This is a genomic window from Sinorhizobium terangae (assembly GCF_029714365.1).
Taxonomy (GTDB): Bacteria; Pseudomonadota; Alphaproteobacteria; order Rhizobiales; family Rhizobiaceae; genus Sinorhizobium; species Sinorhizobium terangae.
On the sequence record NZ_CP121660.1, the window covers coordinates 1,410,608 to 1,433,362 of the forward strand.

Sequence of the window (22,755 nt, forward strand, 5' to 3'; positions counted from 1 at the left end):
GTGTCGCGCTTTCCGCCGGTATCCCGCTCCAACTTTTTGGAATGGATCACGGTCGTGATCTTGCGTCGACCCGACCGGAATCATCGCGACCTAGAACAGGATCGGCTCATCCCCGTCCGCGGGAGCGTAGCGGGTGATTTCCATCGCGCAGCTGACTTCAATGAATTTCGGTTTATGCCAGGACATGTCTCCTCCATTCGTCCAGATCTGTGTGCCGCCCCGCATTACTGGCGCCTCGCAACCGGGCCGAACACGAAACAAGCTTTGCTCTCAGAGCGCCGCTCGGGTGAAGAGTCGGAGCGGCCTGTCGCCGCACCGACATGCCCGGCGTCGCCGTCGCCGGGTTTTGGAACCGCTATCGGTCCACGTCGGACCTGACTGCGGCGGTTACGGGTGATCCGTGCGAGGGTCCTCCGCCCTCTATGTTGAATGGTATCAACCGTTCAGTGGCCTCACAATTAAGACCAAGGTGGCGGTCGACACAGCGTTTTCCTGCCTCGCGACGGCGAACATTGTGCGTTCCGTCGACTGATCTGCCGGAGCGCTACCGGCCTAGCGGAACGCGTTGGCCGGATAGGGCTTGCTGACCACCGGCAGGTATCTCGCGCCCTGCGCCAGCAGGAACCGCTCGAAAGCCTGCATCGCCGGGGTGGTGGCGCGGTCCAAGCGTGATACGCTGAACCATTGCCGGCGGATCGGCGTCTCCACCACATCGAGTATGACCAACCGGCCGAGCTTCACCTCCTGCTCGATAGTATGGGCCGAGATGAAGGCGATCCCAAGACCGGCGATGACGGCCTGCTTGATCGTCTCGTTCGACGCGATCTCCGTGCCGAGTTCCTCCAGTCTGTGCGGCGTGCCGCTCAGAAAGATCTCAAGCGAGATGCGCGTTCCCGAACCCTTCTCGCGTACCAGGAACTGCTCCTGGGCAATCCGCTCCCGCGAAATTTCCAGGACACCTGCAAGCGCATGACCGGCGTTGGCGATGAAGACCAGCGGATGGTCGCCGAACACTTGCGCGCGCACCTCGACATCGCGCGGTGGCCGCCCCATAAGGGCGACATCGATTTCATGATCCCTCAATTTTGTGATGATCTCGGCGCGATTGCCGATGAAGAGGTTGATCTCGATGCCCGGAGTCTGATCGCGGAAGGCGGCAATCAGTTGCGGTGCGAAATATTTTCCGGTCGATACGACACCGAGACGCAACCGCCCGGTCCTGAGCCCCTTGATGGCACTGATCGAATCCTCGAGCCCGACGAGGCTGTCTTCAACTGCCCGCGCCGCCTCCAGGAAGGCAATACCGTAAGCCGTCGGAACCATGCCGTTGCGCGTTCTGTCGAACAGCGGCACGCCGGCGTCCCGTTCCAGCTGCTGGATCTGCAAGGTGAGCGCCGGTCCGGTCACACGCAAAGCCTCGGCTGCGAGATTGATTTTCCCCAGCCTGCAAATGGCCTCAACAGTCCGGAGTTGGCGAAGGGTTACGTTGCGCATGCAAGAGAGTAAGTAAATCTAACTTCTGTAGTCAATCGAATAAATTTTACAAACCGCCCTTTTGCGCCATCCTTTCCCGGACATCGTGGGAGGAGACGTCGTGGGAGGAGACATCATGTCAGGCGCAACTCTCGAGGCTTATCTCGCATCGCGTACAGCCAATGGCGACGGTCCGGCGCCGGACGTGGCCGCAGTGATCCAGAGGCTGGCAACGGCCGCCCTCGTCGTCCGTAAAATCATGAATCAGGGAGCGCCCGATACCGCGTTCAGTGGCACCCCCGGGTTCAGCAATTCAGACGGCGACCTGCAGAAGAATCTGGACGTCCTGTGCAACGAGCTCTTCCTGTCGTGCCTGCAGGGGGCGCCGGTCGCATACTACGCCTCGGAAGAGCTGGAAAAGCCTGTCCTGCTCAATCCGGCGGCGCATCTCGCTGTTGCGATCGATCCGCTCGACGGCTCGTCGAACATCGAAAACAACGTCTCGATCGGCACTATCTTCTCCGTGCTTCCCGCCGCCAAGGGACCGGACGTGGACCCCTCCCAGTCCTTTCTGCAACCCGGAGACCGGCAATTGGCGGCGGGCTTTTTTATCTATGGTCCGCAAACCGCCCTCGTGCTCTCACTCGGCAAGGGCACGGAGATTTTCATCTTCTCCAACCGGCTCGGATGTTTCGTAGAGGCCTACAAGTCGGTCAGCATCCCGGAGCGCACCAGCGAATTCGCCATCAACATGTCGAACTACCGACACTGGGAAGAGGCGATCCGGCTCTATGTCGACGATTGCCTGGCAGGCTCCGAGGGGCCGCGCGAGCGGGACTTCAACATGCGGTGGATCGCCTCGCTGGTCGCCGACACCTATCGGATCTTGGTTCGCGGCGGGATTTTCCTTTACCCCGCCGATGGTCGAAAAGGATACCACCAGGGTCGGCTGCGGCTAGTCTACGAAGCCAACCCGATTGCTTTCATCATCGAGAACGCCGGCGGCGCGGCCACAAACTCCATCACCCGCATTCTCGATCTCGTTCCGGAAAACCTGCACCAGCGCGTGCCGCTGGCTTTCGGCTCGCGCCGCGAGGTGGCGCGCGTCGCCCGCTATCACGTCGACCCGAACATGATTGGTGAACGCGCGCCGCTTTTCGGCAAGCGCGGTCTGTTTCGCGCCTAAAGGAGACCGGTATGTCAGCCAAATACCCGATCATATCGATCACCGGCTCCTCCGGCGCCGGCACCACCACGGTGAAGGACACCTTCGAAAAGATCTTCAAGCGTGAGAACGTCTCGGCGTCCTTCATCGAAGGGGATGCTTTCCACCGCTACGACCGGGAAACCATGCGCCGCAAGATAGCCGAGGAGAAAGCGCGAGGCGTCGATTTCACCCATTTCTCCGCCGAGGCGAACGAACTGGAAATCCTGGAGAGCGTCTTTGCCGAATATGGCAGGCGCGGCATCGGACGCACGCGTCACTACGTGCATGACGACGCCGAAGCCGCGAAATATGGCGCGGAACCCGGGACATTCACGAACTGGGAAGAGTTTGGCGACAGCGATCTCCTGTTCTATGAGGGATTGCATGGCTGTGCCGTCACCGAGACGGTCAATCTCGCCCAGCATTGTGATCTGAAGATCGGCGTCGTTCCGGTGATCAATCTCGAATGGATTCAGAAGATCCATCGCGACAAGGCGACGCGCGGCTACTCCACCGAGGCCGTAACCGACACGATCCTGCGGCGCATGCCCGACTATGTGCACCATATCTGCCCGCAGTTTTCGCTCACCGATATTAATTTCCAGCGTGTGCCGATCGTCGACACGTCCAACCCCTTCATCGCCCGCTGGATACCGACGCACGCCGAATCCATCCTGGTCATCCGCTTCGCCAAACCGCAAAGCATCGATTTCCCCTACCTGCTGTCGATGCTCCACAACAGCTTCATGTCGCGCGCCAATTCCATCGTGGTGCCGGGCGACAAGCTCGATCTCGCCATGCAGCTGATCTTTACGCCGCTCATCCACAAACTGCTCGAGCGCAAACACCGCATGTCGTGAGGAGGACATCATGAATGTTTCGCAGCAGATCGAAGCCCGACCCGCCGCATCGGAGCGCAACATGGCCGATGCCATCCGGTTTCTTGCCATGGATGCCGTGCAGAAGGCCAATTCCGGCCATCCCGGGATGCCGATGGGCATGGCCGACGCGGTGACCGTCCTCTTCAACCGCTTCATCAAGATTGACCCCTCCCTGCCCGACTGGCCGGATCGCGATCGTTTCGTGCTTTCGGCCGGTCATGGGTCGATGCTCATCTATGCCATCCACCACCTCATCGGCTTTGCCGACATGCCGATGGCCGAGCTGTCAGCATTCCGCCAGCTCGGCTCGAAAACGGCCGGCCATCCCGAATACGGCCATGCCCTTGGGATCGAGACCACCACCGGCCCGCTCGGCCAGGGAATTGCCACGGCCGTCGGCATGGCGATTGCCGAACAGATGATGGCCGCCCGGTTCAGCAGTTCGCTCTGCAACCACTTCACCTATGTGGTGGCCGGCGACGGCTGCCTGCAGGAGGGTATCAGCCACGAGGCGATCGACCTTGCCGGACATCTGAAGCTGCGCAAGCTCATCGTGCTCTGGGACGACAACCGGATATCGATCGATGGTTCGACCGACCTCTCCACCTCCATGAACCAGCTTGCGCGCTTCCGCGCCGCCGGCTGGGACGCGCAACGCGTCGATGGCCACGACCCCGAGGCCGTGGCGAAGGCGATCCAGCGAGCGCACCGGACCCGCAAGCCATCGCTGATTGCCTGCCGCACCCGGATCGGCAAGGGCGCAGCCAGCATGGAAGGATCGCACAAGACCCATGGGGCAGCACTCGGCGACAAGGAAATCGCCGCGACACGCGAAAAGCTCGCCTGGCCACACCCACCCTTCTTCGTGCCGCCCGAGATCAAGTCCGCCTGGCAGCGGGTGGCGGTCAGAGGCCGGATGGCGCGCGAGGCATGGGAAACCCGGCTGGATGCTTCCCGCTCGAAAAGGCGCTACGAACAAACCGTCGGCCGGCAACTAGGCGACGACCTTGCTCCTCTGCTGGCTAAATTCCGAGCGGCACACCGCAAGAGAGCCTCCAAGGTCGCCACACGCCAGGCCTCGCAGATGACGCTTGAGGTCATCAATGGCGCGACGGCCTTGACGGTCGGCGGCTCCGCGGACCTCACCGGCTCGAACCTGACGATGACGTCTCAGACCCAACCGATTGCGCCTGGCAATTTCAAGGGCCGCTACCTGCATTACGGTATCCGTGAGCACGGCATGGCGGCCGCCATGAACGGCATCGCGCTCCATGGCGGCTTCATTCCTTACGGCGGTACCTTCCTGGTGTTTTCAGACTACGCGCGCGGCGCGATCCGTCTCTCGGCGCTGATGGGTCTGCCCGTCATCTACGTACTGACCCATGATTCCATCGGGCTCGGCGAGGACGGGCCTACCCACCAGCCGGTCGAACATCTGGCGATGCTGCGTGCCACCCCGAACCTCCAGGTCTTCCGGCCCGCCGACATCATCGAGACGGCGGAATGCTGGGAGATCGCGCTTGGCGAGAAGAAGACGCCAAGCGTCCTCGCTCTCTCGCGGCAGGCTCTGCCGATGCTGCGCCAGACCGACGGCGACGAGAATTTGTCAGCGCGCGGGGCGTATGTCCTCAGGGAAGCGCGTGGGGCCCGCGACGTTACGCTGCTTGCCACCGGGTCCGAGGTCGAGATCGCCGTCGCTGCAGCGGAACGCTTGCAGGCCGAGGAGAGTATCGAAGCGGCGGTGGTCTCCATGCCCTGCTGGGAGAAATTCGAAGTCCAGGATGTATCCTATCAGCGGCAGGTCCTCGGAGATGCCCCGCGCATTGCCGTGGAAGCGGCCGGCCGCCTCGGCTGGGATCGCTGGATGGGGCCGGACGGTGCCTTCGTCGGCATGCTCGGCTTCGGCGCTTCCGCGCCCGCGGGAGACCTCTACCGCCATTTCGGCATCACCGCCGACCACATCATCGCCGAAGCGTTGAGGCTCGTTCGCAAGGAATTCCGGGACGCGCGCCCCATCGGCACCGGGACCACCATGCGGGCCGGCGAAGCCGTCATCGCATCGTCCAGGGAGGTTTGACCATGGCCCGTATCACGCTCCGCCAGTTGCTCGATCATGCCGCCGAACACACCTATGGTGTACCGGCTTTCAACATCAACAACATGGAACAGGGCCTGGCGATCATGGAAGCGGCGCGCGCCTGCGACGCACCTGTGATCCTCCAGGCTTCGCGCGGCGCCCGCTCCTATGCCAACGACATCATGCTCGCCAAGATGATGGAAGCACTCGAAGCTATGTATCCCGACATCCCGCTCTGCATCCACCAGGACCATGGCAACAATGTCGCGACCTGCCTCACGGCGATCCAGCATGGTTTCACTTCCGTGATGATGGATGGCTCGTTGAAGGAGGATGCGAAGACCCCCGCGGACTATGCCTACAACGTTGCGATCACCGCGGAAGTCAGCCGCCTCGCCCATATGGTCGGCGCATCGGTCGAGGGTGAGCTCGGCTGCCTCGGCTCGCTCGAAACCGGCCATGGCGAAGCCGAGGACGGCCACGGCTTCGAAGGTGCGCTCGATCGTTCGCAACTCTTGACCGACCCGGACGAGGCCGCCCGCTTCGTCGCCGAGACCGAGGTCGATGCCCTGGCGGTCGCCATCGGCACCTCGCACGGCGCCTACAAGTTCAGCCGCAAGCCGACCGGCGAAGTGCTCGCCATGGATGTGATCGAGAGGATCCATGACCGGCTACCCGACACCCACATCGTCATGCACGGGTCCTCCTCGGTGCCGCAGGAATGGCAGGATGTCTTCAACGCCCATGGCGGCGAAATGCGGGAGACCTACGGCGTGCCGGTCGAGGAGATCGTGCGGGGCATCCGTTTCGGCGTGCGCAAGGTCAACATCGACACGGATTTGCGCCTGGCGGCGGCCGCTGCCTTTCGCCGCGTCGCCGACACGAGCCGCAGCGAATTCGATCCGCGCAAGTTCCTGAAGCCCGCCATGGACGCCATGTCGGCGGTCTGCAAGGCCCGTTTCGAGGCCTTCGGCACCGCCGGCAACGCATCCCGCATCAAGGTCGTGCCGATCGCGGAGATGGCCCGGCGCTACGCGAGCGGCTCGCTCAAACCCCAGACGGCGCAGTCGCAAGCCGCCTGACCACATCCAGAGGAAAGGACTTTGTCATGAACGCCGATGCAAAGACAGAGATCAAGGGCAAGGAACGCTACAGGGCCGGCGTGCTCAAATATGCGCAGATGGGCTACTGGAACGGCGACTACGAGCCGAAGGACACCGATCTGATCGCGCTTTTCCGGATTACGCCGCAGGAGGGCGTCGATCCGATCGAGGCGGCGGCCGCGGTTGCCGGCGAAAGCTCGACAGCCACCTGGACGGTCGTCTGGACCGATCGTCTGACCGCCTGCGACCAATACCGCGCCAAGGCCTATCGGGTCGATCCGGTACCTGGAACGCCGGGGCAGTACTTCTGCTACGTCGCGTACGACCTGATCCTGTTCGAGGAAGGATCGATCGCCAACCTGACCGCGTCGATCATCGGCAACGTCTTCTCGTTCAAGCCGCTGAAGGCAGCACGGCTCGAGGACATGCGCCTTCCCGTCGCCTATGTGAAGACCTTCAAGGGTCCGCCGACCGGCATCGTCGTCGAGCGCGAACGGCTCGACAAGTTCGGCAAGCCGCTGCTTGGCGCCACCACGAAGCCGAAGCTCGGACTCTCGGGCAAGAACTATGGCCGCGTCGTCTATGAGGGGCTGAAGGGCGGTCTCGACTTCATGAAGGACGACGAGAACATCAACTCACAACCCTTCATGCACTGGCGCGACCGCTACCTTTACTGCATGGAGGCGGTCAACCACGCCTCTGCCGTCACCGGCGAGGTCAAGGGGCACTATCTCAACATCACCGCCGGCACGATGGAGGAGATGTACCGCCGCGCCGAATTCGCCAAGGAACTTGGCTCGGTTATCGTCATGGTCGATCTCATCATCGGCTGGACGGCAATCCAGTCGATCTCGGAATGGTGCCGGCAGAATGACATGATCCTGCACATGCACCGGGCCGGTCACGGCACCTACACGCGGCAGAAGAGCCACGGCATTTCTTTCCGCGTCATCGCCAAATGGCTTCGGCTCGCCGGCGTCGACCACCTGCATGCAGGCACTGCCGTCGGGAAGCTCGAAGGAGATCCCTTGACCGTGCAGGGCTACTACAATGTCTGCCGCGAAATGAAGAATGAGGTCGACCTCCCGCGAGGTCTCTTCTTCGAGCAGGACTGGGCCGACATCAAGAAGGTCATGCCGGTGGCGTCGGGCGGCATTCACGCCGGCCAGATGCACCAGTTGCTCGATCTTTTCGGTGATGACGTCGTGCTGCAGTTCGGCGGCGGCACGATCGGTCATCCCATGGGCATACAGGCAGGCGCCACAGCCAATCGGGTCGCGCTGGAAGCCATGGTGCTTGCCCGCAACGAAGGCCGCGACATCGCCCATGAAGGTCCCGAGATCCTCAGGGCAGCGGCCAAGTGGTGCAAGCCGCTCGAAGCGGCCCTCGAGACCTGGGGCAACATCAGCTTCAACTATACCCCGACGGATACTTCGGACTTCGTACCGAGCGTAAGCGTCGCCTGACGGATACAGGAATAAGGAGAGACGACATGCGTATCACTCAAGGATGCTTCTCGTTCCTGCCGGACCTGACGGACGAACAGGTAACGGCACAGGTGGAGTACTGTCTCGGTAAGGGATGGGCGATCGGCGTCGAGCATACTGACGATCCGCATCCCCGCAACACCTACTGGGAAATGTGGGGCAATCCGATGTTCGACCTCAAGGATGCCAAGGGCGTCATGATGGAGTTGGAGGATTGCCGCAAAGCCCATCCGCAGGATTACATCCGCCTGAATGCCTTCGATTCCAGCCGCGGCCTCGAGACTGTGACGATGTCCTTCATCGTCAACCGTCCCGACAACGAGCCAAAACTGCGAATGACCCGCACGGAAAGCCGCGGTCGCAGCCAGCGCTATGCCTGGGAAACGCAGCGATAAAGGAGCAGACAAGATGGCGATGCCGCAAGCCCAATCGAGCACCGAAAGCCTGCCGACATCGGTCGACCTCGCCGAGGAATACAGGGCCTCCGGCGTCGCCGAAATCCTCGACGAGCTGGATCGAGAGCTCGTTGGCCTGAAACCCGTGAAGCGGCGGATCCGCGAGACGGCCGCCCTGCTGCTCGTTGAACGGGCCCGCCGTGCGATGGGCCTCACCCACGAGCCGCCGTCGCTGCACATGAGCTTCACCGGCAATCCCGGCACCGGCAAGACGACGGTCGCCTTGCGCATGGCCAATCTGCTGCACCGGCTCGGCTATATCCGCAAGGGACATCTCGTGTCGGTGACGCGCGACGATCTGGTCGGACAGTATATCGGCCACACGGCGCCCAAGACCAAGGAGATCCTGAAGAAGGCAATGGGCGGCGTGCTGTTCATCGACGAGGCCTATTATCTCTACCGTCCGGACAACGAGCGCGACTACGGCCAGGAAGCGATCGAGATCCTGCTGCAGGTCATGGAGAACAACCGCGACGATCTTGTCGTCATTCTCGCCGGCTACGCCGACCGCATGGACCGGTTTTTCGAGAGCAACCCGGGCTTCCGCTCGCGCATTGCCCACCATATCGATTTTCCCGACTACGACGACGGCGAGCTCCTGTCGATTGCAGAGAGCATGCTCAGCCGTCAGGGCTATCGATTTGACGCCAAGGCGACAGCGGTGATGGGCGACTACATCGCGCGCCGCCGGCGCCAGCCGCATTTCGCCAATGCGCGCTCGATCCGCAACGCGCTCGACCGGGCGCGACTGCGGCAGGCAAACCGCCTGTTCGAGGAAACCGTCGGCCCGGTCGACGCCGAGCAACTCTCAACCATCACGGCTCGGGACATTTCCGCAAGTCGCGTGTTCAGCATGGGAGAGCCCAATCATCCGGAGACTTCGTCATGAGCGAGAAGACCATCATAGCCCCTTCGGTTCTGTCGGCTGATTTCGCAAGACTCGGCGAAGAGGTCGAGACCGTCTGCCGGGCGGGTGCCGACTGGATCCACCTTGACGTTATGGACGGCCATTTCGTGCCGAACATCACCTTCGGGCCACCGGTCATCAAGGCGATCCGGAGCCGAACGGACAAGGTGTTCGACTGTCACTTGATGATCGCACCAGCCGACCCGTTTCTCGGTGCCTTCGCCGAGGCCGGCTGCGACATCATCACAGTTCATGCCGAAGCGACTACCCACCTCGACCGGTCGTTGCAGGCGATCCGCGACCTCGGCTGCAAGGCCGGCGTGTCGCTCAATCCCTCGACGCCGGAAACCGCCATCGAATATGTGCTGGACCGACTGGACCTCGTCCTCCTGATGACGGTCAATCCGGGTTTCGGCGGCCAGGCCTTTATTCCATCGGTCGTCGAGAAGGTGCGGCGCGTGAAGTCCATGGTTGGCAGCCGTCCAATCCACATCGAGATCGACGGCGGCGTGACGCCGGAAACGGCACCGCTCGTTGCCGCCGCCGGTGCGGACGTGTTGGTTGCCGGCTCCGGGGTGTTCAAGGGTGGCAGCGAGGAAGCCTACGCGAAAAACATCGCGGCCATCCGTGCGGCCTCCGATGGCGCGATGAAGAAAGCGGCATGAGCCATGGCCGCGACACCTCCTATCTGTGATTTCGGCTGGCCGGCGGTCGACGCCAGGCTTCCCGGCGTCGATGGTCTCACTCACTCCATATTCGATCGGGCCGGCCCGAAGGGGCTGGTTGTTGCCTTCATCTGCAATCACTGCCCCTATGTGAAAGCGGTCATTGGCCGGATCGTTCGGGACGCGGTCGGCCTCAAGACTCACGGCGTCGGCTTCGTGGCGATCAACGCCAATGACGCCGACACGTATCCGGAAGACTCGTTCGACAACATGAAGCGCTTCGCTTCGCAAAACGCCCTGCCCTTTCCCTATCTCTACGATGAGGACCAATCCGTCGCGAAAGCCTATGGCGCCGTCTGCACGCCGGACTTCTTCGGCTTCAACAAGGACATGAAGCTGCAATATCGCGGGCGACTGGACGCCTCGCGCAAGGAGATCGGCCCTGCCGATCTGAGGCGCGACCTTTACGAGGCCATGGTCATGGTCGCGCTGTTCGGCAAAGGCCCATCGGAACAACAGCCCTCCATAGGCTGTGCCATCAAATGGAAAGCATCGGCCTATCAGGCTTGAATCCCATTTCGCCGACGGGTTAGCCACCCCCTCTGCCCTGCCGGGCAGAGGGGGTGCCTCCAACCGACTTGGCCGTAAACGCCTCAAACCCCACCCGTTGGGAGCGCCTCCTAACAGGAGACAAACGGGCGGGGTCCGAGGGAGGAGGTGTTGGGCTCTCTTGTCAGGCCGGCAATGCGCCGGACTGTTTTGCGATATGCGTGGCGATTGCGTCCATCAGCGCAGGAGACAAGCAGTCGTAGGGGGGCAGGCCGAGTTCGGTCAGGCGTGCACGGATGTCCGGCATCCTGTCGGGGCTGACGCCGCTTTCGATCACGGAGGATACGAAGGCTGCAAATTGCGGCGGCGACCAACCGGTTTCGTCGCTGAGCTCGGTATGCACGAAATCGAGGCCATAGAAGGGATGCTTGGTGTTCTCGATCCGGCCATACATGTGCGTACCGCAATCCTTGCAGGCGTAGCGCTGGATCGTTGCGCTTGGATCGATGATCTGCAGCTTTTCCGAACCGGATGTGACGTTCACCTTGTCGCGGCTGACAACCGCGATCTGGGCAAAGATCGCGCCATTTGGCTTCCAGCATTTGGTGCAGCCGCAGGCATGGTTGTGTGCCGTCTGTGCATCGATCCTGACGGTCACCGGATTGGTAGTGCATTTGCATTTCAGCGTGCCGCCCTGGAAGTCCGGGCTGGCGGGCGGAAAGCCGTTGTCGATGGACGGATGTAGCTTGAGCATCTGTTCCTCCTCTCTCTTGAACGTCTTCAGGTCCTTCCCGAGAAAGCAGGATCAAGGCAAATGCCGTCGGCGGCAATATAGCGGAAAGTGTCGGTTTTCGGCGTCGACCGCCTGCAAACGGGCACTGTCGAGCACCTTGTCCATCTCGAAATGGATGTCGCGCAGGATCTCGTCGCCGCCGAATGCCTTTCGTCTGACATCGACCTTGATCATGCCGTCCTCCAGCGCCGCACGCGGCGTTCTGACGGCTGCAGAGCAGCGCCTCGCGCATCACGCCGATGAATGAAAGCGCGTAAACCAGCACTATGCCCAGGGGCCGATACAGGAGTTCGTCCGATACGATCTAGAGCAGCAGAAGGAGTTCATCGCCTCCTCCCCCAAAACTGTCATTTCCGGCCGGCTCACTGAACGAAGGTCTGCACCTTCCGGCTGCATTGCTTCTTCTTAGTTCGGAGCGACCACGACGCCCCAGGGCTGCTCGCCGACTTGAACCGAGCGGATCACCGTTTCCTCTTTGACATCGATGATGCTGACATCGTTTGAGTTGCCATTCGTGGTGATCAGGAATTCCTCGTCCGGGGTGAATGCCATCTGCCAGACGCGCTGCCCGACAAGCAGGTAGTCGAGAACTTCGTCCTTCACGGCGTCGATCACCGCAACCCGGTTGGCCGGGCCGAGCGCCACGAAAACGCGGGAGCCATCCTTGGTCGCCTTGACACCCACCGGCTGCAACCATTCCGGCAGAATGCCCGGCACGGCAAAGCCGATCTTCTTGGCGATCGTCGGCTCGGGCGCCGCCAGGTCGATCACGGAAACGGTGCCGCCGATTTCAGAGCTGACGTAAAGCTTCTTGCCGTCGGCCGTGAATTCGGCGTAGCGCGGGCGCTGGTCCACCCGCACGTTGTGCTCGATCTCGTAGGTGGAGGCGTTGATGAAATGCGCCATATTGGTGGTTTCGGAGGTGTTGATGATGGTCTTCGCATCCGGGCTGACCGCAACGCCTTCCGGTTCGACGCCGACCGGTATCTCGGCCACCACCTGACGCGTCTTCACGTCCACGACCGTTACCAGATTGTCGTCCTCGTTCGCCACGTAGAGCGGATTGCCTGAGGGATCGAGAACGAACAGCTCCGGATCGGCGCCTGACGGCAGCGTATGCAGTTCCTTGTAGGTTTCGGGATCGAAGACCCGGACGGTGTCGTCATCCGAAGCGCAGACATAGAGCTCCTTGCCATCGGGGCTGATCGTGATGCCGCGCGGCCTGTTGCCGGCCGGAAAGGTGGCGATCACCTCCCAGCTTTGGCTGTCGAGCACTGTCACGTTGTTGCTGCGTTCATTGGTCACGAAGACCTTGTTGGCCTCAGCAGGGCCGGCAAACATCAGAACGGCCGGCAAGAGCAACACTGCGGATCTCAGCATTCTATCCTCCAAAGGCGTGGCAAGCGGTTTCGGGTGCATCCGTGCCCAGCGTGTCGAGCGGCGAATGCTGGTGCAGGTAGCCATCCTGCGGCGAAACGGACACCGTCACCCGCCCATCGGTCAAAAGGATCGGCTGACGCATTTGCCCGTTCCAGGGACGGAAGGTCAGCTTCTGGCCCTTGAACGCAGCCAGTTCGAAATCCTCAGAAAGGGCATAGGCCCTGACCGACGCCGGATCGGTCTTGCCGGACTGCGTCACCGCTTCGCCGATCACCCGCATGGCAAGCCAGGCCTGGTAGTCCTCCTCGCGCATGCCGCGGCCGGCCAGTTTCTCGAAGCGGCGTTGGAACTGCGTCGCGCCCCAGGCTTCATGGGCGGCATGCCAGGACACCGGGCGCAGGCCCGCGGATCCTGCCACAGGCCGCGGATCCCAGGAGTGATAAGGCAGGTAGGGTGCGAAGACGCCGGCCTCGTCGGCCGCGATGATCACGTCGTAATCCTCGGCATCCTGGGTGAATGCGGGAATCTGTTTTTGCACCATGACGTGGCCGGTATCGGTGCGCCGGGCGCCGCCGGTGTCGACGAACTCGCGCTCCTCGACGATCTCCGCCCCGAACTTGGCGGCCGATTTGCGGTAGCTTTCGGCCAGAAGCTGGTCTTCGGGATGCGAGCCGTGGATCAAGAGGATACGCGGCCATTTCTTCCACATGAGGAACTGGATGACACTATCGCTGAGCATGGCGCGGCTCGGCGAGACATGCAGTACATTGGCCCGGCAGTCGGCGTCGCGCAGCGTCTCGTCGCGAGCGCCTGCGTTCAAAAGCAGCACTTCGGGCCCGGCCCGGTCTGACAGCGCCTTCAGGGCGTCGCCATCGGCGATCACCGTGATCAGGCCGAAGCCTTCTGCCTTCAGCGCGTCCAGCGCTGCCGCCGCCTTGTCCCGTGAAACTGCCTGCGTTTTCAGCGTGTAGTCCGTGTCCGTGAATGCGCCGGTCGTCCGATTGTCCTCGTTGCCTACGATGGCGCCGGCAAAGCCCAGATCGGCAGGTAGCGCGTCGAGCCGCGAAATCGGCGTGCCGACCGCACGGTCGATCCTGAGCACGGCAGCCTTCACCTCCATTGCCCGCAAGGGGAGCGCGACAAGCATCGCCGCGCAAAAGGCGGCAAGCGCAAGCCGTAGGTTGGACATTGCCGGAACGACCTCCCAGTCTGACACTCCCTTTGGGGAGGAGATTAACAGCGCAGTTTTTGTTGCAAAACCGATACTTAAGGAGCGTAGTTTCGCAAAAAGCCTGTGCTAGGCTGAGCCATGCAACGCATCCTGACAGCGCTGATCCTGGCCTTGTTGCCGACACTCGCCGTGGCGGGGCTGGACAAGCCGCTGATGTCGGGTGCCAAGGTGGCATTCCTCGGCGTGACCTTCATCGATCTGTCGACGGAGGGCGCCTACAACGGTGTGCGCGCCGACGAAGCGGCGCGGCTTGAACTCTTGGAGGGTGCCGCGCGCGACCGTTTCGCAGCGGAAGGCTTCGTCATCCTCTCCAGTGATCCCGTGGCGGCCGATCTCGCAAACACGGTGAACCCCGCCAACTGCAACGGCTGCGACGTGCGCATGGCCGCCCGGCTCGGGGCCGACTATGTGCTGGTTGGCGAAGTGCGGAAAATATCCAACCTCATTCTGTCGATAAGCCTCGTGCTACGCGACGTGCGCTCTGGCGAGATGCTGCGCGGCCTCGCGGTCGACATTCGCTCGAACACCAACGACAGCTGGCTGCGCGGCCTTCGCTACATCCTGAAAAACCACTTCTTCAAAACGTGAGGCCGGCAGGCGTCATTGTGATGCCTTGAGCGGCCCTGTGCCCATATCGTTCACGAGCGGCACACCCGCCTCGGTGAGAATGGCGTTGATCTCGGGCTGATTTCGGCGGATCAGGGAGTTCAGCTTGCGCTCCCAGACCTTCTCGCCTTGCCTGACGCCCATGGTGATGCGGTAGAAGAGCTTCGGCAGCGCCGGCTCCGACAAGAGCGGCGTCACCTTCAGGTCCGGATGGCTCGCCTTGACCAAGGGGGCGCCGATCGGCCCCCAGAGGATCGCCGCGTCTATGGCGCCAGATTTCAGGTCGGCGAGCATCTCGTCGGCCGGATCCTCGTAGCGTCGATCGACCATCAGATGGTGCGGCCTGGCTTTGGGCAACAGTCCGTTCCGCGCCATATGCGTCGCGGGCGGGGTTCCAGCGATGATGCCGATCCGCTTGTCCCTGAGGAGTGGATCGGACAGCTTGGTCACGCCGGACAGTGGACCGCTCGACGGGACGATCAGCACATAGGCCGAGGTGTAGTAGTGGTTGGTGTTCAATACAAGTTCATCGCCCTGGGCATAGCCGATGACCACATCGCAGGCATTGGCCTGCAATGTCTTGCGAATGAAGCCGGTGGCCATTGGATACCACGTGTAGTCCAATGGCAGTCCAAGCTTGGACGCCATGAGCTCGGCAATTTTGTTCTCGTACCCTGCGCCCGAGCGATCCGACATCGGCAGATTGGCCGGATCGGCGCAGACACGAAAAGCTGTCTTCGACACCAGATCCGACGTCTGCGCCATTGCCGGACCGATACGGACGACGGCCAGGACGAGAACGCTGACTGCTGCGGCGACGCTAGTTACTGCCGAGGCACGACTTTTCAGCATCCCGGATCTCATCCGATTTCGCTTCCTTCTTGGCCGGGCGTCCCCGCGGCAAGGCACCGGAGCCACGCGCTTTCAAATAGGTATAGATGTCGTCGAGATAACACATGACATTGGCGTTCTCGCCGAATGCGGGCATCACCGAGTGCTCGGCCACGTTCACCTTCTTGCGTCCGTTCGTGACGACTTCGAGGAAGGCGTAGTAGTCCAGATTTATCGCGGAGTTCTTCAAGGCTGGCGCGTAGCTCGAGCCCTCGCCCTCCGGGCCATGACAGACGTGGCATTCGGAATGATAGCGGCGGAAGCCCGAATAGGTCATCCAGTCAACCGTGCCATCCTTGGCGATATTGAAGGTCGGAACGTCATCGGCGGTATAGTACCGCCCGTTCTCGCTGCGGACGGCGGTGATGTTGTCCTTTGGCGCCGACGCATCTTCCGCGCCTGCGGGGCCGGCAAAAAGCGTCAATGCGGAAAGGATCAACGGTATCGCGTGTCTGGTTCTGGTCATCTTATGTCCTTTTAGGCGGGGACGAATGGACGCGAGCTTCACTGCCCGCGCCCATTCCCTGGCGAGGATTGCCGCTTCAATCCGGCAGCTTGAACACGGTGAGCGTGCCGCCGAGCGCGGTGTAGTTGCTGAGGGCCGCATAGCCGCCGACTGCTCCGAGACCCTCATTCGGGTTGGTCAGGCCCGCTGCCAGACCAATGCCGGCCCAGCCGCCGACACCCGAGAGCACGGCGACGTACTGCTTGCCGTCACGGGCGTAGGTCATCACGTTGCCGATCACCCCGGAAGGCGTCTTGAAGCGATAGAGCTCCTTGCCTGTCGCGGCATCGACCGCCTTCAGATAGCCCTCGAGCGTTCCGTAGAAGACCACGTCACCGGCTGTCGCCAGAGCGCCCGACCAGACGGAGAAGGGTTCCGGCAGGGACCACTTGATCTTGCCTTCCTTGTTGTCCCAGGCAATGAAATTGCCCATGCCGCCATGGCTGTCAGCCGCCGGATACATCGATAGCGTCGCCCCGACATAGGGCTGACCGGCGGTGTAGTTTACCCGGAACGGTTCGTAGTCCATGCAGACATGGTTGGTGGGCACGTAGAACAGTTCAGTCTTCGGCGAATAGGCCGCGGGCTGCTGGTCCTTGGTTCCGAGCGCCGCCGGGCAGATACCAGTCGAGTTGGTGTCCTCGCCATTCTGCTCGGTCGAAAACTGCGCCACTACCTGCGGTCGACCGTACTGGTCGGACTTCGGATCCATGACCACTTCGCTCGCCCAGTTGACCTTGGGATCGAACTTTTCCGCCACCAGCAATTCGCCGGTGACACGGTCCATCGTATAGCTGAAGCCGTTGCGGTCGAAGTGGGTCAACAGCTTGCGATCCTTGCCGTCGATCTGCTGGTCGGTCAGGATCATCTCATTGACGCCGTCATAGTCCCATTCGTCGTGGGGCGTCATCTGGTAAACCCATTTGGCCATGCCGGTATCGACGTCGCGCGCCCAGATGGTCATCGACCAGCGGTTGTCGCCGGGCCGCTGGGTCGGGTTCCAGGTCGAGGGGTTACCCGATCCGTAATACATGAGGTTCAGTTCGGGATCATAGGCATACCAGCCCCAGGTGGTGCCACCGCCGATCTTCCACTGATCGCCTTCCCAGGTGGCGGTGCCCGAGTCCTTGCCGACCGGCTTGCCGAGGTGCGTGGTCTTTTCTGGATCCATCAGCGTATCGCTGTCCGGGCCCATGGAATAACCGCGCCACAGGAGCTTGCCATCCGCCATCGAATAGGCCGTCACGGAGCCGCGCACGCCGAATTCGCCGCCGGAGATGCCGACGAGCACTTTGTCCTTCACCGGCATGACGGTGGCGGTGTTTGTCTCGCCCTTGGAGGGATCGCCGTTCTTGACGCTCCAGATGACCTTGCCGGTCTTGGCGTCGAGCGCCACGACCGTTGTGTCGGCCTGATGCAGGAAGATCTTGTTATCCGCATAGGCCACGCCCCGATTGACGGTGTCGCAACACATCACGGGAATGACGTTCGGATCCTGCTTTGGTTCGTATTTCCAGAGGATCTGGCCGTCTTTCTTGAGATCCAGCGCGTAGACCGTGTTCGGGAACGGCGTATGGACATACATGATGTCGCCGATGACGAGCGGCGCACCTTCGTGACCGCGCAACACGCCGGTCGAGAAAGTCCATGCCACCTGCAGTTTCCCGACATTGTCCTTGTTGATCTGGTCAAGCTTCGAGTAGCGCAGATTGGCGTAGTCGCCGGTCTGGATAGCCCATTGATTGGGATCGTCGATAAGCTTCTGCAATTCCGAGTTGGCGAGAGCGACCTGCGCGCTGCCGCCTATCGACATGATGGCAAGCAATGTAAGAAGTCGTTTCATTTCATCCTCCTCTTGAGTGCTGCCGATCAGGGCCATTCAACCCGCTCGCCCCGGGAAAACCTCGTGGGTCTCCTCACTTCCCGGTATCGGCCTGCGACACTACCCCCGCCGCTTCAACGAGGCCGGGGCATCTTCCTCATGCTTCTGGTATTCGGCTCCTCCTTCGCTTTAGTGCGTGTCGCCTGAAAGTGTGCCGCGGCTTCGGGACAACGACATGCATGAAATCAAAGACTTAAAGCGCATCGCACGGCTCGAAACGAATGCGACGCGCCTTAGGGAAACGTTGCCAAATATGCGATCAGATCGGCGCGCTCCTGGTCCTTGCGCAATCCCGCAAAGGTCATCTTCGTGCCGGGCAAAAAGGCTTTCGGATTGGTCACGAACTCAGCGATCTTGTCAGGGGTCCAGGTCAATCCGCCCTCCGCCGCCTTGGTCATGGCTGGCGAATAGGAGAACCCTTCGATTTTGCCGGCCGGGCGGTCGACCACACCGGTGAGCAGCGGACCGGTCTTCGATTTGGCATCCGGACCTATCGCATGGCAGGCCTGACACTTGCGGAACACCGTCTTGCCCGCTGCCGGGTCGCCGGCAGCCGGATCAAGTGCAAGCGCCGGCGCAGCCGAACCTGCGAGAACTCCGCCAAATACGGCTGCTGCGGTCAGTGCGGTACCAAGTCTGAAAGCCATGCCTTCCTCTCCCTTACGCGGCGTTCAACCGCTCTGCATGCCAGCGCACGTGGTCTTCGCCGAAGCTCGCCACGAAGTAGTAGCTATGGTCATATCCCGCCTGCATCCTGAGGACGCCGGCCTGGCGCCGCTCGGCCATGAGCCGGGCCATCGCCTCGGGCTGCAACTGTCCCAGGAACTGGTCTGCCGAGCCCTGATCGATCAGGATGTCGCCCTGCCAGCCGAGTTCGCTGAGGAGCAGGCAAGCGTCGTACATGCCCCAATGGGCCTCGTCGTCGCCGAGATAGGCCGAGAACTGCTTGCGGCCCCAGTCGGACCGGGTCGGATTGAGAATCGGTGCAAAGGCGGAAACCGAGCGGAACAGCGAAGGATTGCGAAAGGCGATCGTCAGCGCGCCATGACCGCCCATCGAGTGCCCGGTAACACCGTTGATGCCGTTGAGCGGTAATTGCTCCTGCAGCAGGGCGGGCAATTCCGTGACGATGTAATCATACATCCGGTAGTGCCGTGCCCAGGGCTTCTGCGTCGCGTTGACGTAGAAGCCTGCGCCCTGTCCGAGATCGTAGGCCTCGTCGTCGGCCACCCCTTCGCCGCGCGGCGAGGTATCGGGGAAGACCAGCGCCAGCCCCTCTTCCGCCGCGTGCCGCTGCAAGCCCGCCTTGATCATGGCGTTCTCATGGGTACAGGTCAGCCCCGAGAGATACCACAGCAGCGGGACCGGACGCGTCCGCGCCTGCGGCGGCAGATAGAGGCCGAAGGTCATCTCGACACCGCAGACCTCGGACAGGTGCCGGTAAACCGACTGCGTCCCGCCAAAGCATTGATTTTGCGTTACCAGTTCCATGTTCACGCTCAGTAGACGACGACCGAGCGAATGCTTTCGCCGGAATGCATCAGTTCGAAGCCCTTGTTGATGTCGTCGAGCGGCAGCGTGTGGGTGATCATCGGATCGATCTGGATCTTGCCCTCCATGTACCAGTCGACGATCTTCGGCACGTCGGTGCGCCCGCGCGCGCCGCCGAAGGCGGTGCCCATCCAGGTGCGGCCGGTGACCAGCTGGAACGGCCGGGTCGCAATCTCCTGGCCGGCGCCGGCCACCCCGATGATCACCGACTTGCCCCAGCCGCGATGCGAGGCCTCGAGTGCCTGGCGCATCACCTTGACATTGCCGGTGCAGTCGAAGGTGTAGTCGGCGCCGCCGATCTGGTCGGCGCCGCGCTTGGTCATGTTGACGAGATAAGGCACGATGTCGTCGCCGACCTCCTTCGGATTGACGAAGTGGGTCATGCCGAACTTCTCGCCCCAGGGCTTCTTGTCGTTGTTCAAATCGACGCCGATGATCATGTCGGCGCCGGCAAGCCTGAGCCCCTGGATGACGTTGAGACCGATGCCGCCGAGACCGAAGACGATCGCCGTCGATCCCATCTCGACCTTGGCGGTGTTGATCACCGCGCCAATGCCGGTGGTGACGCCGCAGCCGATGTAGCAGATCTTGTCGAACGGGGCGTCCGGATTGACCTTGGCGACGGCGATCTCCGGCAAAACGGTGAAGTTCGCAAAGGTCGAGCAGCCCATATAGTGGTGCAGCTTCTCCCCGTTGAGCGAAAACCGCGAGGTGCCGTCCGGCATGACGCCCTGGCCCTGGGTGGCGCGGATGGCGGTGCACAGATTGGTCTTGCGGCTGAGGCAGGACGGGCAGGCGCGGCATTCCGGGGTGTAGAGCGGAATGACATGGTCGCCCTTCTTCACGCTGGTGACGCCGGGGCCGACGTCGACGACGATGCCGGCGCCCTCGTGGCCGAGGATTGCCGGAAACAGCCCTTCCGGGTCGGCACCGGAGAGGGTGAAATCATCGGTGTGGCAGATGCCGGTCGCCTTCACCTCGACCAGCACCTCGCCGGCGCGGGGGCCTTCGAGCTCGACTTCGGTCACAACAAGGGGTTTTCCGGCTTCAACAGCCAGAGCAGCGCGAGTGCGCATCGATGCCTCCGATAACTGCGTTCTGTAAGGATGGCCTTATGTGGCCTTGTACACAGATTACAGACGCGCCACGGCGCAAAGACAATTGCGACCTTAGTGTGTAAAACGCGACCTTTGGCTTCTCTCTTGGTCAGCCTATACTGACGCTCGTTCGAGCAGGGGGGACCGAAGATGAGAGCCGCCAGTTATGCGTTCAGTCTGGCACTTTGCCTGACGCAAGCTCCCGGTTTTGCAGGCGCTGCCGACTTTTCCGATCCCGACTGGCCATGTATCCAGCGCAAGGTCGAGAACCTTTCGCCGAGCCTGATGTGGCCCGAGCCGATAGCGCCCATGGCGCTTGCTCCCGCGGCAAAGGAACTCGTGGAGGTCGTGTCGCCTCGCCGGGTTACGCTCGAAGAGGCAGAGGCCCATGTCCGGGCCTTCGTCGAGAAGAACGCCCCCGTCGACGGCCAACTGCTCGGCAATATCTTCCTCGCCGTATTCGATAAAATCGCCGACACGCGACAACGGCTGATCGCCGGGATTGCCCGCTACTCCCGCAGCCAGATCGCGCTCTCCTCCCGGATCGACGGCAGCCGCGTCGAGATGGCCAAGCTTACGCACGAGAAAAATCCGGATTTCGACCGTATCGACAAGCTGGAGGAACAGATCGACTGGGACGAGCGCATCTACCGCGAACGCGCGCAGGCGCTCACCTATGTCTGCGAAACGCCGGTGCTTCTGGAGAAGCGCGCCTATGCCATTGCCCAGATCCTGCTCAAGCAGATGCCGGATTGAACCACATCTCTTTACGTAGACACACCGGCTTGTGCGGCTTGAAGCGAGCGAACAGACGCCATCGGAATCAGAAACACAGCATCTCCGCCTCTGCCTGGGCGCGTCTCAGGTCGGCCACCATCGTGCGCGGCATAGCCGCCGACTTGAACATGGCCGTCTGTTCACCGCCCACCTGCTGGAGAGACAGCACGGTCTCGGCCTGGACGTACTTGTCATAGGGCAAAATGGAAGCGATCACATCGATCGAGCAGGCACATTTGCCCAATGCCGCCCGGCTCTGACCGTTGGTCGCCATGCAACCGAACACATAGTCGGCGCGCGCCTCGGTCGGATAGTCGTTCAGGCGCTCCGAGATGCTTTGTCCGCTTGCCGGCACCGCGGCTGCTACAATTGCCAGCGCGGATAGAGTCCCCCGTATCATGGCTGTTCCTCCCCCGCCTGTTTCAGGGTAATCGCGTTGGTATATCCGGCCTCTGCCCCGCCAGCGGCCGCCGGCACGGTGGCAACCAGCGAATAGTACCAGCCAGGAATGTCTTCCGAGACGGTGACGGCAAGCGCCAGCTCGGCAAATCGGCCCATCTTCTCGCGCGCCTTGTCATTCGTGAACGGCCGTATCGTCACCTCCCGCGCGGCGACGTCGCGGTTCTGGTAGTGGACCGATACGGGCACGACGTCTGCATCCCGCAGCAGGGCCTCCTTGATCCGGTTGCGCATATAGAAGGGGCTGCCGCCCGATTGCGCGGCGATGTCGGCAAGCACGCTCTCAAGGAAGTACATGATCAGGGGATTGCCGACCGAAGCCGGATAATTGCCGAGCGCGCGGGATCGGGTACCCTGATGGAGCGTCATGGCGACATTGCCATCGGGCTTGATCTTCAGGCCAATGCCGAAGCTGCCGGCGGCCTGCCCGACATCGGTACCGGAGATGACCTTGTCGTAGACAAGTGTGCCCTGCCCGGTTTCGCTCTCACCCGCCACCGCCTCAAACCCCTTCAGTGCCGTCGAGCGGAAGAGAAGCTCATAAGTTTCGGCTGCCGCGGCCGGCCCGTGGCCTATTCCAAGCAGGAACAGAGCGAAAAGGAGAAGAAGACGCATCACAGACCTCCCGTCCTACAGCGTCGCGCCTTGCCGGAGACGCGACACTGTGGCGCTACAGCGCCGCGCGTCTAATGAGACGCGCAAAGGGCGCTGTAGAGTATGAGTTTCTGCATGAGCCTAGCAAGGCCTGCGGCAAAGTCACCGGAGACCTTTGTCGGTGT

General features: G+C 62.0%; 25 protein-coding genes. 11 read left to right on the forward strand and 14 right to left on the reverse strand.

What is annotated here, in order from left to right; all coding sequences use genetic code 11:
- Positions 1 to 90: 90 nt before the first annotated feature.
- Both pqqA and QA637_RS25175 read right to left on the reverse strand, forming a co-directional pair.
- Positions 91 to 186: a pyrroloquinoline quinone precursor peptide PqqA gene (gene pqqA, locus QA637_RS25170; protein ID WP_026187092.1), complete on the reverse strand. Its 96-nt coding sequence runs from the start codon at positions 184 to 186 to the stop codon at positions 91 to 93.
- 366 nt (positions 187 to 552) lie between these two features.
- Positions 553 to 1,494 carry a LysR family transcriptional regulator gene (locus QA637_RS25175; protein WP_283065421.1) on the reverse strand — a complete coding sequence of 314 codons (942 nt, stop codon included), beginning with the start codon at positions 1,492 to 1,494 and terminating at the stop codon, positions 553 to 555.
- A 115-nt stretch (positions 1,495 to 1,609) separates the two neighbouring features.
- Here QA637_RS25175 and QA637_RS25180 point away from each other — a divergent pair, with 115 nt between their 5' ends.
- Genes QA637_RS25180 through QA637_RS25220 form a run of 9 tightly spaced genes read left to right on the forward strand, consistent with a single transcriptional unit; the run spans position 1,610 to position 10,825 of the window.
- Positions 1,610 to 2,659 carry a class 1 fructose-bisphosphatase gene (locus tag QA637_RS25180; RefSeq protein ID WP_283065423.1) on the forward strand — a complete coding sequence of 350 codons (1,050 nt, stop codon included), beginning with the start codon at positions 1,610 to 1,612 and terminating at the stop codon, positions 2,657 to 2,659.
- A gap of 11 nt (positions 2,660 to 2,670) precedes the next feature.
- Entirely contained in the window at positions 2,671 to 3,540 is an 870-nt protein-coding gene (locus tag QA637_RS25185) for a phosphoribulokinase (RefSeq protein WP_283065424.1), read from the forward strand.
- 10 nt (positions 3,541 to 3,550) lie between these two features.
- A complete protein-coding gene (gene tkt / locus QA637_RS25190; protein WP_283065426.1) occupies positions 3,551 to 5,638 on the forward strand; it encodes a transketolase in 2,088 nt (695 codons plus the stop codon).
- Between the two features lie 2 nt (positions 5,639 to 5,640).
- A complete protein-coding gene (gene fba, locus QA637_RS25195) occupies positions 5,641 to 6,720 on the forward strand; it encodes a class II fructose-bisphosphate aldolase (protein ID WP_153440514.1) in 1,080 nt (359 codons plus the stop codon).
- 26 nt (positions 6,721 to 6,746) lie between these two features.
- Entirely contained in the window at positions 6,747 to 8,207 is a 1,461-nt protein-coding gene (locus QA637_RS25200; protein WP_283065428.1) for a form I ribulose bisphosphate carboxylase large subunit, read from the forward strand.
- 26 nt (positions 8,208 to 8,233) lie between these two features.
- The gene (locus QA637_RS25205) at positions 8,234 to 8,623 is read left to right on the forward strand and encodes a ribulose bisphosphate carboxylase small subunit (protein ID WP_153440516.1); all 390 of its coding nucleotides are present in this window, start codon (positions 8,234 to 8,236) and stop codon (positions 8,621 to 8,623) included.
- Positions 8,624 to 8,636: 13 nt separating this feature from the next.
- Positions 8,637 to 9,572, forward strand: coding sequence for a CbbX protein (gene cbbX / locus QA637_RS25210; RefSeq protein WP_283065430.1), 936 nt, complete (start codon positions 8,637 to 8,639; stop codon positions 9,570 to 9,572).
- On the forward strand, positions 9,569 to 10,255 hold the full coding sequence (gene rpe, locus QA637_RS25215) for a ribulose-phosphate 3-epimerase (RefSeq protein WP_283065432.1): 687 nt from the start codon (positions 9,569 to 9,571) through the stop codon (positions 10,253 to 10,255). The genes cbbX and rpe overlap by 4 nt, the downstream gene beginning before the upstream one ends.
- A 3-nt stretch (positions 10,256 to 10,258) precedes the next feature.
- Complete coding sequence (locus tag QA637_RS25220) at positions 10,259 to 10,825, forward strand: thioredoxin family protein (protein WP_283065434.1); 567 nt, start codon at positions 10,259 to 10,261, stop codon at positions 10,823 to 10,825.
- Between the two features lie 163 nt (positions 10,826 to 10,988).
- On the opposite strand, the gene gfa is transcribed toward QA637_RS25220, so the two are convergent.
- The 4 genes from gfa to QA637_RS25240 form a co-directional block, all read right to left on the reverse strand.
- Positions 10,989 to 11,558, reverse strand: coding sequence for an S-(hydroxymethyl)glutathione synthase (gfa, locus tag QA637_RS25225; RefSeq protein ID WP_153440520.1), 570 nt, complete (start codon positions 11,556 to 11,558; stop codon positions 10,989 to 10,991).
- 51 nt (positions 11,559 to 11,609) lie between these two features.
- The gene (locus QA637_RS25230) at positions 11,610 to 11,771 is read right to left on the reverse strand and encodes a hypothetical protein (protein WP_234886949.1); all 162 of its coding nucleotides are present in this window, start codon (positions 11,769 to 11,771) and stop codon (positions 11,610 to 11,612) included.
- Between the two features lie 231 nt (positions 11,772 to 12,002).
- The gene (locus tag QA637_RS25235; RefSeq protein ID WP_153440521.1) at positions 12,003 to 12,977 is read right to left on the reverse strand and encodes a YVTN family beta-propeller repeat protein; all 975 of its coding nucleotides are present in this window, start codon (positions 12,975 to 12,977) and stop codon (positions 12,003 to 12,005) included.
- A 1-nt stretch (position 12,978) separates the two neighbouring features.
- Positions 12,979 to 14,166, reverse strand: coding sequence for an ABC transporter substrate-binding protein (locus QA637_RS25240; RefSeq protein ID WP_153440522.1), 1,188 nt, complete (start codon positions 14,164 to 14,166; stop codon positions 12,979 to 12,981).
- Between the two features lie 120 nt (positions 14,167 to 14,286).
- Here QA637_RS25240 and QA637_RS25245 point away from each other — a divergent pair, with 120 nt between their 5' ends.
- Positions 14,287 to 14,796, forward strand: coding sequence for a DUF3280 domain-containing protein (locus QA637_RS25245; RefSeq protein WP_283065436.1), 510 nt, complete (start codon positions 14,287 to 14,289; stop codon positions 14,794 to 14,796).
- Between the two features lie 12 nt (positions 14,797 to 14,808).
- Here QA637_RS25245 and QA637_RS25250 read toward each other — a convergent pair whose 3' ends face one another.
- The 6 genes from QA637_RS25250 to QA637_RS25275 all read right to left on the reverse strand — a co-directional run bounded on the left by QA637_RS25250 (position 14,809) and on the right by QA637_RS25275 (position 20,719).
- Complete coding sequence (locus QA637_RS25250) at positions 14,809 to 15,678, reverse strand: substrate-binding domain-containing protein (protein ID WP_346283770.1); 870 nt, start codon at positions 15,676 to 15,678, stop codon at positions 14,809 to 14,811.
- Positions 15,635 to 16,171, reverse strand: coding sequence for a c-type cytochrome, methanol metabolism-related (locus tag QA637_RS25255; RefSeq protein ID WP_283065440.1), 537 nt, complete (start codon positions 16,169 to 16,171; stop codon positions 15,635 to 15,637). The genes QA637_RS25250 and QA637_RS25255 overlap by 44 nt, the downstream gene beginning before the upstream one ends.
- 76 nt (positions 16,172 to 16,247) lie before the next feature.
- Positions 16,248 to 18,053 carry a lanthanide-dependent methanol dehydrogenase XoxF5 gene (xoxF5, locus tag QA637_RS25260; RefSeq protein ID WP_153440526.1) on the reverse strand — a complete coding sequence of 602 codons (1,806 nt, stop codon included), beginning with the start codon at positions 18,051 to 18,053 and terminating at the stop codon, positions 16,248 to 16,250.
- Positions 18,054 to 18,325: 272 nt separating this feature from the next.
- Entirely contained in the window at positions 18,326 to 18,739 is a 414-nt protein-coding gene (locus tag QA637_RS25265; RefSeq protein WP_283065442.1) for a c-type cytochrome, read from the reverse strand.
- Between the two features lie 13 nt (positions 18,740 to 18,752).
- Complete coding sequence (fghA, locus tag QA637_RS25270) at positions 18,753 to 19,583, reverse strand: S-formylglutathione hydrolase (protein WP_153440528.1); 831 nt, start codon at positions 19,581 to 19,583, stop codon at positions 18,753 to 18,755.
- A gap of 8 nt (positions 19,584 to 19,591) precedes the next feature.
- Positions 19,592 to 20,719, reverse strand: coding sequence for an S-(hydroxymethyl)glutathione dehydrogenase/class III alcohol dehydrogenase (locus QA637_RS25275; protein ID WP_283065444.1), 1,128 nt, complete (start codon positions 20,717 to 20,719; stop codon positions 19,592 to 19,594).
- 171 nt (positions 20,720 to 20,890) lie between these two features.
- Here QA637_RS25275 and QA637_RS25280 point away from each other — a divergent pair, with 171 nt between their 5' ends.
- Positions 20,891 to 21,496, forward strand: a complete 606-nt coding sequence (locus QA637_RS25280) for a hypothetical protein (RefSeq protein ID WP_283065446.1) — start codon at positions 20,891 to 20,893, stop codon at positions 21,494 to 21,496.
- Positions 21,497 to 21,563: 67 nt separating this feature from the next.
- Here QA637_RS25280 and QA637_RS25285 read toward each other — a convergent pair whose 3' ends face one another.
- Together QA637_RS25285 and QA637_RS25290 are read right to left on the reverse strand one after the other, a co-directional pair.
- Positions 21,564 to 21,917, reverse strand: a complete 354-nt coding sequence (locus tag QA637_RS25285) for a hypothetical protein (protein WP_283065448.1) — start codon at positions 21,915 to 21,917, stop codon at positions 21,564 to 21,566.
- Positions 21,914 to 22,591, reverse strand: coding sequence for a hypothetical protein (locus QA637_RS25290; RefSeq protein ID WP_283065449.1), 678 nt, complete (start codon positions 22,589 to 22,591; stop codon positions 21,914 to 21,916). Before QA637_RS25290 ends, QA637_RS25285 begins: the two co-directional genes overlap by 4 nt.
- Between the last annotated feature and the right edge of the window lie 164 nt (positions 22,592 to 22,755).